At 41.7% G+C, this 12508-nt stretch carries 10 protein-coding genes and 1 pseudogene; 3 read left to right on the forward strand and 8 right to left on the reverse strand.

What is annotated here, in order from left to right:
• Window positions 1–23 precede the first annotated feature (23 nt).
• The 7 genes and pseudogenes from APHWEB_RS05015 to APHWEB_RS07195 all read right to left on the reverse strand — a co-directional run.
• Window positions 24–1802, reverse strand: a complete 1779-nt coding sequence (locus tag APHWEB_RS05015; RefSeq protein ID WP_020849317.1) for an Hsp70 family protein — start codon at window positions 1800–1802, stop codon at window positions 24–26.
• Window positions 1793–2248: a Fe-S protein assembly co-chaperone HscB gene (gene hscB, locus APHWEB_RS05020; RefSeq protein ID WP_226988838.1), complete on the reverse strand. Its 456-nt coding sequence runs from the start codon at window positions 2246–2248 to the stop codon at window positions 1793–1795. Before hscB ends, APHWEB_RS05015 begins: the two co-directional genes overlap by 10 nt.
• Window positions 2226–2615, reverse strand: coding sequence for a HesB/IscA family protein (locus tag APHWEB_RS05025; protein ID WP_020848947.1), 390 nt, complete (start codon window positions 2613–2615; stop codon window positions 2226–2228). The genes hscB and APHWEB_RS05025 overlap by 23 nt, the downstream gene beginning before the upstream one ends.
• Window position 2616: 1 nt before the next feature.
• The gene (gene iscU / locus APHWEB_RS05030; protein ID WP_011450778.1) at window positions 2617–3009 is read right to left on the reverse strand and encodes a Fe-S cluster assembly scaffold IscU; all 393 of its coding nucleotides are present in this window, start codon (window positions 3007–3009) and stop codon (window positions 2617–2619) included.
• A gap of 15 nt (window positions 3010–3024) precedes the next feature.
• Window positions 3025–4263: an IscS subfamily cysteine desulfurase gene (locus APHWEB_RS05035; protein ID WP_011450777.1), complete on the reverse strand. Its 1239-nt coding sequence runs from the start codon at window positions 4261–4263 to the stop codon at window positions 3025–3027.
• Between the two features lie 28 nt (window positions 4264–4291).
• Window positions 4292–5491, reverse strand: a complete 1200-nt coding sequence (locus APHWEB_RS05040; RefSeq protein WP_410517942.1) for a cysteine desulfurase family protein — start codon at window positions 5489–5491, stop codon at window positions 4292–4294.
• 3 nt (window positions 5492–5494) lie between these two features.
• Window positions 5495–5841, reverse strand: a pseudogene (locus tag APHWEB_RS07195) (RrF2 family transcriptional regulator); the annotation flags it as partial.
• A gap of 212 nt (window positions 5842–6053) precedes the next feature.
• Between APHWEB_RS07195 and APHWEB_RS05050 the strand changes: the two are divergent.
• Window positions 6054–6758, forward strand: coding sequence for an alpha/beta hydrolase (locus APHWEB_RS05050; RefSeq protein ID WP_021799050.1), 705 nt, complete (start codon window positions 6054–6056; stop codon window positions 6756–6758).
• A complete protein-coding gene (locus APHWEB_RS06815) occupies window positions 6748–6885 on the forward strand; it encodes a hypothetical protein (RefSeq protein ID WP_020848945.1) in 138 nt (45 codons plus the stop codon). The genes APHWEB_RS05050 and APHWEB_RS06815 overlap by 11 nt, the downstream gene beginning before the upstream one ends.
• A gap of 1441 nt (window positions 6886–8326) precedes the next feature.
• Here APHWEB_RS06815 and putA read toward each other — a convergent pair.
• Window positions 8327–11461 (reverse strand): bifunctional proline dehydrogenase/L-glutamate gamma-semialdehyde dehydrogenase PutA, encoded by a 3135-nt coding sequence (gene putA / locus APHWEB_RS05055; RefSeq protein ID WP_021799049.1) that lies wholly within the window; start codon window positions 11459–11461, stop codon window positions 8327–8329.
• 235 nt (window positions 11462–11696) lie between these two features.
• Between putA and fabG the strand changes: the two genes are divergently transcribed.
• A complete protein-coding gene (fabG, locus tag APHWEB_RS05060) occupies window positions 11697–12434 on the forward strand; it encodes a 3-oxoacyl-[acyl-carrier-protein] reductase (RefSeq protein WP_011450771.1) in 738 nt (245 codons plus the stop codon).
• Window positions 12435–12508: the final 74 nt, after the last annotated feature.

Here is a 12508-nt window from a genome sequence, read left to right on the forward strand (position 1 = left end):
TATCGTCGCCTATCACTAAGATATTACCCCTCTTTTTTCTTTAAATCTACAATCTTTGCATTAAGCTGCTTACTAATATCTCGAACCATACCAATATCCTGAGATAATAAAACAGCTTCGCAACGTAGCATTATTCCCCTAACATCGTTCAAAATAACCTCAGATAGCCCACCAAGAGCAATAATATCCTTCATCTTTTCTAAAATACGAGTACACTCAGCCTTCGCAAGACCCAACTCCCTCAACTGCATATCTGAATCAAAATTCTCTACAGAATCCCTAACACACTGCTCGATATCAGTTTCCGTGACTCCATACAAAGAATTTATCTCCACACTCTTCTCTATACCCCTAACATTGTCTTGCGCCGATACAGTCAACAGACCATCCATATCAACACGAAATTCAACCCTAATCCTAGCTTCGCCAGCAGGCAACGGTAACACCTCAAAATCAAACTTTGCCAACGAGCGATTTTTAGAAACTAATTCTCGCTCCCCTTGACATACATGAATACTAATAGAAGTCTGCCCATCAACATAAGTAGTAAACTCCTGAGAAACTAACGCAGGAACTGGCGTATTACGAGGAATTAGAACTTCCGCTATTCCTCCCATAACCTCAATAGCTAATGAAAGCGGAACAACATCCACCAAGACCCCTCCACTCGTTCCCGATAAAGGATTCGAGAGATTATAGGCCTGTATCGCTGCTCCAGTTACCACAACACTCTCCGGATCTATATCATCATATACCTTTCCTGGAAATTCCTTATCTAGCAGCAACTTCACATGAGGAAGCCGGGAAGACCCCCCTACTAAAATTACCCGCGCAACCTCTGAAGGCACAAGATCAGCATCAAGCATAGTGCTCTTTACTATTCCCAAAGTCCTAGAAAGAACTTTATCAACGATCTCAGAAAACTCGTCTATAGAAATCGCACAAGAAAATACTGCATCGCCAATCCGAAATTCATACTCGCCACTGCCAGCAGCACTAACCCCTTCTTTTGCTTTTTTCGCATCTAATAACAAGCTCCAAGAGATCTCACCAGAACTTACAGAACACGATGCCCTATATTTCCGCAAAACCAATTCAGCTAGTAAATAATCGATATCATCACCACCAAGATTCGTATCACCCCCAGTAGCAACGATCTGCATCACCCCGTCATGCATCTTTACTATAGATACGTCAAATGTACCTCCTCCAAGGTCATACACCAAACATATCTCACCATTCTTTATCTTCTCACCATATACTAAAGCCGCTGCAGTAGGCTCATTTAGCAACCTAATAACCTCAATACCAGCCCTAGTAGCAGCATCTCTAGTAGCCTTTCTTGCTACCTCATCAAAATATGCCGGAACAGTTACAACAGCGCGCTTTATTTCCTCTCCTATAGAATCTTTAACAATAGAATTGAGATATTTGAGAATTTCTGCAGAAATCTCTACTGGAGTAGTAGCTCCCCTACCATCAATCCCTAGAGCTACGCCACCATTATGCTCTGCAACAGGAATACCAGAAAATGAATTCCCTACATCACTAATACTCTTCCCCATCAAGCGCTTTATAGAACGTATAGAAGAGGCAGCAGCATCATGACCAACTCTAACTTCCCCTTGATTACAATACTCAACTACAGATGGTATTAAACACCTTCCAGATGCGTCTTGAAATATCCGCACCTGCCCATTTTCCATCCTGGCTACTAACGAATGCGTGGTCCCTAAATCTATACCAAATGCCACACTATCCGCATTAGGAACATCTGGCTCAACTATATCCACTAACTGCATCCTTTCGTTCCCCTCTCTACGCCCCTTAAGTACTTTAGCTTCTCAACTTGCATTGCCGCTGCATACATATCACCAGAAGCAAAAGCATTCTCTACAAGCTCCCAACACTCACCTACAGCTTCTTGCACCCCTGCTTCCGTGAGATCTAAATCAAATACCTCTTCGACAATCTTTTTGCGATCTTCCGCGCTTAACTTCACTCCCTTCTCTGCCAATATGTATTCCGCACGTGCTATAGGCGATTTTAGCACCAAATAAGCTTTATTAACTTTCGCAATGTGCCTTACAGCGGATTCTTTGTCTTTAATAAAGAAAAAACGGTCCGGATGAGAATTTCTCTGTATTTCTATATAATTCTTCTCTAAAAGCGCAAGATCAATGGAAAAACTCACATCACCCAGATTAAGCAGGGCAAAATAATCATCAGACATAAAAACTTTCTCCACACCCACATCTTCCTTTTTCATTGGGGTTTTTAAAAGTAAAACCTGACGACAGTTTATCGCTATAATAGTCTATCACAGTGCCACGAATGAACATCATAGCCTTTGGTTCTATGAGTATGGTAACACTGAACTCATCAATGACTTTTTCTACCTTCACTTCCAGTGGTCTTACATCATAAGCATACTCTATGTGATATTTCAGACCATAACACCCCTTCTGCTTGATCAATATACGTATCGCAACATTCTCTGCTTCATCCCCCTTAGCAAGCAGTAATTCCTTCATTCTACGGAGCGCGGCATCAGTAATAACAACAGGAACCTCCCTGCCTTTATCATCCATATTCTGAACAGCGCTATTATCCATATTAATTGCCTACCGCTTCTTGCTTTTTACGATAATCATTAATAGCAGCCTTCACAGCATCTTCAGCCAATATAGAGCAATGTATCTTTACCGGAGGAAGAGAAAGCTCCTTAGCAAGAACAGTATTCTTCAACAAAGATGCCTCGTCTATAGTCTTACCCATTATCCTCTCAGTAGCCAATTCACTCGCTGCTATTGCTGCTCCACATCCAAAGGTCTTGAACTTGGCATCGACTATCTTCCCGTTCTCGTCCACCCTAATTTGCAACTTCATCACGTCACCACAACTCGGCGCACCCACCAAGCCCGTACCAACAGAAATATCATCCTTAGGTAGCGAACCCACATTCTGAGGAGCCTTGCAGCGATTTAATACAGCATCACTATAACTCATAAAAACCTCTACTTACTATACATCCCACTTAATCGTACTCAGGTTAGTACCTTCCTGCACCATCTCCCATAAAGGACTAATATCCCTCAGCCTGCGTACACTGCTGATGATAAGATCAGCCGCACGCTCTACATCTTCCAACGTGGTAAACCTTCCTATACCAAACCTAATGGAAGAGTGTTCTAGATCTTGCTCTACATTTAACGCACGCAGTACATACGACGACTCAAGAGAAGCCGACGTGCATGCAGAACCCGAACTCACAGCCAAATCACTGACAGACATTATCAGCGACTCTCCCTCAACATACGAAAAGCTTAGATTTAAATTACCGGCTATCCTGCTAGAATAACTTCCATTCAAGACAACGTGAGGTAAGCCATTCATTATCCTCTCATATAACACATCGCGCAACTTCTTTATCCTCTCAGACTCAGAATCCATCTCTTCTAATGCGATTCTCGCTGCTTCACCAAGGCCTACAGCTAGAGGAGTAGGAACTGTACCAGAACGCATTCCCCGCTCTTGACCACCACCACTTAATAGTGGAACTAGCCTCACTCTAGGATTACGCTTGCGTACGTATAATGCTCCTATCCCCATAGGACCATATATCTTGTGCCCAGAGATGCTTAAAAGGTCTATGCCCATCTCATTAACATCTATAAGTAGTTTTCCAAAAGCTTGCGCCGCATCAGTATGAAAAAATACGTCCCTTCCTTCACTTTTGCATATCTCCCCTATCTCACGGATCGGCTGAATAACACCTATCTCATTATTCACCATCATAACTGATACTAATATAGTATCCTCTCTGATAGCCTTTTTTAGAACTTCCAAATCTATTAGACCATCTTTCTTGACGCCTAAATATGTAACCTCAAACCCCTCAGTCTCCAGATGACGACATGAATCTAAAACACACTTATGCTCAGTGCTGACAGTGACTATGTGATTACCTCGATTCTTATAAAAGCGCGCTACTCCTTTGATTGCTAAATTGTTGGACTCCGTAGCTCCTGATGTAAAAATCACTTCCTTAGGATCCGCACCTATCGACTGAGCAACCTGCTCCCTGGCAATTTCAACTGCAGACTCCGCTCTCCAACCATAACAGTGACTACGCGAATGTGGATTAGAAAACTGCTGAAAATATGGGATCATCGCCTCAAGAACCCTATCGTCAAGCTTAGTAGTTGCCTGATAATCAAAAAATACAGGAAGCTTCGCTCCCTTATCCTCATTATTTTTCATAGTCCACCTCAACTGCCTACAGGACAACTCAACTCAGCGAGTGAAAATTACTGTAGATTTTATACCAACATTCGATAATTTTATTTACTTGATCACTGCTTACTTCAGGACCTAAGCTGATCCTAATAGCATTCTTAGCATCCTCTTCACTTGCTCCTAGTGCTTCTAATACCTTTGACCTTCCTATTTTCCCGCTACTGCACGCTGCTCCTACACCAACCGCTATCCCATTGCTATCAAACCCTATAAGTTGTGTTTCACTGCTCACACCAGGCATTGATATACACGTCGTGTTAGGTAACCTGTCGGCTCCGGAACCCCAGATTATGCATTCTGGAACCATTTCCTTAATCTTCTTTTCAAGCAAATCACGCATACTCGCCACATTAGACATCTTTTGCAGACGATCTTTGAGATTTTCCAAGGCTATAGCCAAAGAATAAATTGCCGGAATATTCTCAGTACCAGCACGTAACCCTTTTTCCTGCATGCCACCACGTAACATCGGCACTACATTGACCTTTTTACCGTTGTAAAGCACAGCACCAGCACCCACAATTCCCCCGACTTTATGGGAAGAAATGGTTACAAAATCTGCACCAATATCCAACACACTTACAGGTATCTTCCCACACGCCTGCACGGCATCCATATGCACTACAGCACCATATTTATGAGCAATATTCACAACGTCTTTTAGAGGCTGAATTACACCAATCTCGTTGTTAGCTAACATAACAGATACAAGGCTTCCTTTGCTATCGCCCGACTTTAAAGCTTCCTCCAGCGCTTCTAAAGAAACAACACCATCTCCTGTTACCGATATCAACACCGGATCCACTGCTGCATTCATCACTGACGGATGCTCTATTGCTGAAATTATATGCCTGCCATTTACACTATTGAACACGAGATTATTGGCTTCCGTTCCAGAAGAAGTAAAAACCACTTCATAACCTCTGGCATCAAGTGCTTCAATAACAACTCGCCTCACGTCTTCTACTAAACTTCTGGCCTTCTGTCCTAAGCCATAAACCGCTGAAGGATTATAAAAATTACCAAACAATAGCGCATTACCTAACTTATGCCGAACTTGCTGGCACACTTCTGAAGACGCATTATCATCGGCGTAAATATAATCTCCACCACCACCTAGTTCTTTAAGCGTATTATTAGATACATCGAGTATTGTAGTATTGGCAAAGTAGTGCATCATGTACTTTTCCATACTTTCCCACAGGTCGTGACTATTACACTTCCCCGCATAGGAAGATATACACCCGGTATTCCCGTCTGCGTCACATCTGACCATTTTAACTTTATCTCCCACGGAATCTAATAGCATATCCAAGGTTATGCGATCTGGTGACATGCCTAAAGAGTACCCCCCTCCAGGCCCCTAGTGGGTTTTACTAATCCCCTGCTTTTAAGATGTGAAATGACGCGCTCTAAGTATCCTTCAGAGAGCGATTGCGAATCCGCTATCACCGATGCACGTTTCGGTTTGCCGTAACCAGAACACTCCTTTTGCACTAGACCAACCATGAACATAACGGCATAACGCAAACGCGTTGTCATCAACACGACAACCTCACAATTCAAGATAATAAAAAATGTACTCTAGAAGTTCCATGTATAGAGCAAAGTCAAAAAAACCTTTGGTATACAGCAACTTTTTGGTTAGCATCCCCATGTTGCACAGTGGTAATGAATAACATACCTCATGTCAAGTGGGTTTTTACTTATTAATTAGTGTGGTGTTGAATAACTGAAGTTCTGGGTAAATGGAAATGCGTGAAGTTTTTTTCAATGGGTCTGCTGGAAAGATAGAGGGAAGATATACAGGAGGAAGAGATGCTGATGCCCCCCTCGTATTAATACTACATCCACATCCACAATATGGCGGATGCATGGATAACAAGATTGTGTACAACCTTTATAAGGTGTTTGCGAATAATGGCTTCTCCGTATTAAGAATTAACTTTCGTGGTATAGGAAAATCTGCCGGAGTATTCGATAAGGGAGTAGGAGAATTAAGTGACGCAGCAGCCGCTGCCGATTGGTTACAAAATAATAGTCCCGTGGTGTCCTCGTTTTGGGTAGCTGGGTTTTCGTTTGGTGCATGGGTCGCAATGCAGCTTATGATGAGGCGACCAGAGGTTGAAGGCTTTGTGGCAGTATCACCTCCAGCTAATAGGTATGATTTTTCCTTCTTATCACCTTGTCCAGTACCAGGACTTATAATTCAAGGTGATAACGATAGCATTGCAGAAGAGTCAGCAGTGTCTCAACTTGCTGCACGCCTAAGCGCTTCTATCAAAAGTGAGTATATGCAATATTGCATAATAGAAAAAGCAGATCACTTTTTCAGGGATTATATGGATCAGCTTAATCAAGTGGTTGATACCTACATAAAGTCCCGTATGTCTGGAAAGGATTCAATAGTGACTGCAAGGAAGACTAGCAGTGCTAGACGCCCTGTATTTGCAGAGTAAGGCTCCCATAAGGCTTCTGCTTAAAAATGAGGAGGATGCAGCTGAGCAGGCTGCTCCTTCTGCTGCTTTTAGACAGAAAAGGGGGATTTTCGCTTTCCACACAATGGTACAAAATCCAGATGTATAAGCGCATGCCGAAAGTGTGCTATTATAAATCCATAAATTAAATTTTTTTTAAAATCACGTTGGAAGAGCAGATATTTACGTGAAATACAGTACTTTACTTATACATATCACACCTATAACTTGAAGTAAGTATTGCTGAGTTAACATTAATATTTCAAGTAAAAATTTAATTAAGAAAATAGGCCTTTTATCACGCACTATAACAAAAACAACTACAGCCGCTCAGCGCATTCTATTAAAAAACCTTCAAGAAACTTAATATCAAAAACACTAAAGAGCATAATATTTCAGAGATATTGCAGTGTAGTATCCAAAATAACAACAACGTAACCTAATGCTTATATGAGGTTTTATAGAGGGAAAAACGTCAAAAACCCCGCATAGGAGTGCTATATGCTCATATATATGTTAGCATAATGTCTGAAATAACAAATAGCGTCATGTACTTAACAACCTCGCACTTATATTAGAATGAAGGGGGATTTTTCTAGAAGGGAAAACAAAAATACGTTGAAGTATTGTATGCTTATATATTTTAAAAACAACAGCTTACATACTTTATATCCTCGATCTTATATTACCAAATGAGCGTGAATCTTAAAAAGCTGATATTTATTAGGATATGTCACTCTCACAAGATATCTAAAGTGAGACAAGTATATACAAAGACAGATAGCATTTGTCACGCATCTAAATGTTAAGCATAGCTATATGCTCCTTCCACTCAAGAGTTTTTATTGCTGTAAAATCGATAAATACTCTTAGATTATCGTTACCTGACTCTATATACTACTAGCCACATTAGAACTACCCTCATGTTATTCAACTAAATATATGCAAAAATATGCGGAGTCCCTTAATCAACATGAAATGCCATGCAAAGTATGTGATGGGAGAAATCTGGAGGAAATTATTCACTGTGCATAATTGGTGAATTACCGCACTGCAGAGTAATTTACTTTGAAAATTTTGACACAGTGCACCTAAAGTTGTACAGCTCAGAGATGTTACCTTTCTTGGTGGTATTGTGATTTTGTCGCTAAAACTTTGCTGCAAATTCTTGGCTGACAAACACTTATGCGCAGAAAAGAAACAAGTTAGGATTTATCATATCCTCAGAGAAGCATTTATAAGTGAAGTGATGCACCATTAAGTAAGATCTAAATCAAATGCGCCTCTTTAAAACCTTTTTACGATCCTCTCTGCGATACACAATGCATTCACTTGGGATTCATAAAAACGCATGAATGCTGAGGAAAATATACACTACCCAACAGCCTAATTGTTTAGGCAATGCGCTATTTCTAATAGTAGAACAATATTAACGACTCTCACCTGTTCCTAAAAAACAGGCCCACTTCAATAATTCGCAAAATAGAAAAGCTCAGAAAAAGCGCAGCATACCCCTTAAAGGTTAGACTACGCTTCCTCCAAGTTTTCTTTTACTCTTCTTCAAGGCATGCAAGAGCAACATTACCGCCAAGCGCCGTAGTATTTACTGTTACAGTCTTCTCAGTAACAAACCTATGCAAGTAGAAAGGCCCACCTGCCTTTGGCCCAGTTCCCGAAAGACCAGAACCACCAAATGGTTGCACACCCACAACAGCACCTATTTGATTCCTGTTGACGTAAACATTACCAGTTCTAATCTTATCGACAATCAAATCGATATTACTCTGTATCCGACTTTGCACAGAGAACGTCAGACCATATCCTGTCTTATTTATTTCCTCCAAGATACTAACCAGATCAGACTTCTTATATCTCACAATGTGCAGTATAGGACCGAACACCTCTTTAGCAACCTCAGATACTGACCCCACCTCGAAAATATGCGGCGGGAAATAATGCCCTACTTCCGCAAGAGAACCTATATCTAGCTTACATAACAGCTTAGCCCCCTTCTCTTCCATGCCTTTCACATATTCACAAAGCATGTCATAAGACTGCTGATCTATCACAGGACCAACATCACTACTTAGCAACATCGGATTACCCAGCCTTAACTCCTTCAGCGCCCCACATATGATCTCGATTTGCCTATCAGCAATCTCTTCCTGCAATAAAAGCACTCTCAAAGCCGAACACCTCTGACCAGCACTTCTAAATGCAGAAGTTATTACATCATCGCAAACTTGCTCAAGCAAAGCAGAACTATCGACAATCATCGCGTTTATCCCGCCCGTTTCCGCAATAATAGGCACTATGTCCCTATTACGCTTAGCTAGCGTTCTATTTATTATATTCGCAGTATCAGTAGAACCCGTAAATGCCACACCTGCAACGTGCCCATTATTTATAAGCACTTCTCCTAAAGCAGCGCCTTCACCAGGCAAGAATTGCAAAACACTACCCGGAAGACCAGCTCTGAAAAATAATTTCACAGCTTCATAAGCAATCAGAGAAGTCTGCTCAGATGGCTTAGCTATAACCGTATTACCAGTAACTAAAGCAGCTGCTATAGGCCCTAAAAATATTGCCAATGGGAAATTCCAAGGAGAAATACATACAAAGACACCCCTACTCTCGAAGTATATGTAATTCTCTTCACCCGAAGGCCCAGGAAGCTTAATCGTACCAGCTATATCCTTCCTAGCTATCATCGCATAGTATCTCAAAAAGTCTACAGCTTCTCTAATCTCTGCCATTACATCAGAAATCACCTTACCGCCTTCCAGCATTAGCAAAGCAACAAACTTACCCCTTTCTTTTTCTAGTAAGTCTGCAGCAGACTCCAAGATAGTAGCACGTTCTTCAACTGATAAAGCGCTCCACTCTGCATACGCAGCATGCGCAACAGCAAAAGCTTCCTTCACCTGCTCAGGAGTTGCATAAGATACTTCCCCTACCTTGCAGCTAAAATCTCCCGGAGAGAAAAACTCTATAGGAGCAGCACCCTCTACATCCTCCCCATTAATGATAGGAGTAGCCTTACGAGTGACATTTGTAAATGTCTGCACTTCCTCATTAAGCACAGACATAGCCAATGAATCAGAAGTATTGAGACCAATGGAATTTACACGATCCTTTCCAAACATATCTATCGGCAAAGGAATACTAGGATGCGGACAATACTCAAAACTCTTAGCCTTCTCTAAAGGATCGACCAAAAGCTGTTCAGCTAGAACATCAACATCATTTATCTTATTCACAAAAGAACTATTGGTACCATTTTCCAATAGCCTCCTGATAAGATACGGCAATAAGTCTTGATAACTTCCAACTGGAGCATATACCCTACACTTCACACTCGGAGCAACTTCACCTGTAACATAACTGTATAGACCCTGCCCCATAGCATGCAGCCTCTGAAATTCAAAACCCGGGTGATCCTTATCCGCTGATTCTAATACCGAAGCCAAAGTATACGCATTGTGAGTAGCAAAGCACGGATAGAAAGTATTTGGCTTACTCAAAATTCTTTGAACACATGCAAAGTAAGATGTGTCAGTATAAGCTCTTCTTGTAAACACCGGATACCCGTCCAAGCCAAGCTCCTGAGCATTCTTAATCTCATAATCCCAGTAAGCACCCTTAACTAGCCTCACAACCATCTTACGGTTAGCCCTAATCGCTATATCTTCCACGATATCCAGCACACCTAAGGCTCTCTTTTGATACGCTTGAACCGCGAGCCCCAGCCCTTCCCAGCCATCTAGCGACTTATCTAAAAACACCTTCTCCAAAACTATCAAAGAAGCCTCTAACCTCCGAGCCTCTTCCGCATCAATTAGCACCCCTATATTATGCTTCTTCGCCGCAGCACATATCTCCAATAGCTTAGAAGATATATCATCAAGAACGTAGTCGATTTGAGCAAAATCATAACGCGGATGCAAAGCAGAAAGCTTAACCGATATTCCATGTCTAGAGGAAATATCATCACCGCATCCCGCATCTGCTCCTATTACCTCTATAGCGTGCATGTATGCCGCAAAATACCTGTCCGCATCTTCCCTAGTTCTTGCAGACTCACCCAAAATATCAAACGAACATAACTGCTTTGAATCGTTACTCCTTGCAACAGCATCTTCTATGTCACGCCCCATGACAAAATGCTTACCGAGAATACACATAGCCTGGAGAGCAGCTTTCCTTATTATGGGCTCTCCCATATTTTTCAGGAGATTACTTAGTACACTATACCACCGAGAATCATCCACCTCTCTTAGCACACGCGCGCCTACACACAACGCCAAGGTAGACGCATTGACGAATATCGAAGAAGAACTCCCTATATGCTTTTTCCAAGTCGTACCTGCTATCTTATCTCTAATCATCTCATCGATGGTGCATTCATCCGGAATCCTCAACAAAGATTCCGCCAAACACATCAAAGCAACTCCCTCCTCGCTAGAAAGACCATACTCCTGCATGAAGGCATCTATGAGCGTAGAGCCCTTTCCAAAACGCACCTTTTCAATTATCTGCTTAGCAAGGTTATATATTCTTACTTTGGCGTCCTGAGAGACCTCGGCCTTCTCTGTTAAATATCTGATATAACTCTTCTCATCAGTATTATACAGCCCCTGCATACGCTTACGTAACTCATCGGGCACCTGCAATGAACTTATCATCATGTATTATCATCTCCCAAAAACATCAACAGCAACGCGAACTTCCTACGTCTACAGCCCGCTTACCAAAATAAAAGTACGGCTCCATAAAGATAAAGATTTAAACAGCCAATATACGAAGGCTTGCAATTATGGAAAGCTTCGCGATGCTATCAAATAATATTGCAATTATCAACTAAATTAGTTAGCGTTAGGCCTGTATGTCTTGTATGTGTTTTTTAGGGGTAGTTGCGGAATGTTTGATTTGCAGGGCAAGAAGTTTCTAGTTACAGGTGCATCTAGTGGCATAGGGGCAGCCATATCTCTTATGTTATCAAAAGCTGGAGCTCAGTTATGCCTCTCAGGCACCAGAATTGAGGCTCTACAAGAAGTGGCAGCTGCTTGTGAGAATGGGACTCACGTTTTGCAGTGTAACTTGCTAAATTCTGATAAGGTAGACACCTTAGTAGACAAGGCTGTAGACTGTATGTCTGGCATGGATGGGGTAATATGTAGCGCTGGAATAACGAGAGACAAATTGTCTTTGCGCATCACAGATGATGACTGGAATCAAGTAATTGCGGTAAATCTTACTGCGATATTTAAGATAAACCGAAATGCTTGCAAGGCGATGCTGAAGAATAAGAGTGGTAGAATCATAAACTTATCCTCCGTGGTTGGCATATCTGGAAATGTAGGACAAGCAAACTATACAGCTTCAAAGGCTGGGATTATTGGTATGAGTAAGTCGCTTGCTCTTGAATTTGCTTCTCGTGGCATTACAGTCAACTGCATAGCACCGGGCTTTATAGATACTCCTATGACTTCTGTATTACAAGACAAACAAAAAGGATACATACTGAACTCTATCCCTATGGGCCGTATGGGAACTGCTGAGGAGATTGCTTCCGTTGCGTTGTTTCTCGCAAGTGATGCAAGTAAGTACATCACAGGGCAGACCATACATGTAAATGGTGGGATGCTCATGTATTAATGTCCATAGCTCTCCGTGTTTGGGTGCATCTTAGAGAACGCACTGTAATACTGGGCATCTTTCTTGATGCATGG

It is taken from the genome of Anaplasma phagocytophilum str. Webster (assembly GCF_000964685.1).
GTDB classification, from domain to species: Bacteria; Pseudomonadota; Alphaproteobacteria; order Rickettsiales; family Anaplasmataceae; genus Anaplasma; species Anaplasma phagocytophilum.

Bases quoted from the DNA above. Each gene is read 5' to 3' on its own strand.
- iscU (WP_011450778.1), bottom strand. From the start codon at position 3,009: ATGAGTTATAGTGATGCTGTATTAAATCGCTGCAAGGCTCCTCAGAAT.
- fabG (WP_011450771.1), top strand. From the start codon at position 11,697: ATGTTTGATTTGCAGGGCAAGAAGTTTCTAGTTACAGGTGCATCTAGT.
- APHWEB_RS05040 (WP_410517942.1), bottom strand. From the start codon at position 5,491: ATGGAAAAGTACATGATGCACTACTTTGCCAATACTACAATACTCGAT.
- APHWEB_RS05015 (WP_020849317.1), bottom strand. From the start codon at position 1,802: ATGCAGTTAGTGGATATAGTTGAGCCAGATGTTCCTAATGCGGATAGT.
- APHWEB_RS05025 (WP_020848947.1), bottom strand. From the start codon at position 2,615: ATGGATAATAGCGCTGTTCAGAATATGGATGATAAAGGCAGGGAGGTT.
- putA (WP_021799049.1), bottom strand. From the start codon at position 11,461: ATGATAAGTTCATTGCAGGTGCCCGATGAGTTACGTAAGCGTATGCAG.
- APHWEB_RS05035 (WP_011450777.1), bottom strand. From the start codon at position 4,263: ATGAAAAATAATGAGGATAAGGGAGCGAAGCTTCCTGTATTTTTTGAT.
- APHWEB_RS05050 (WP_021799050.1), top strand. From the start codon at position 6,054: ATGCGTGAAGTTTTTTTCAATGGGTCTGCTGGAAAGATAGAGGGAAGA.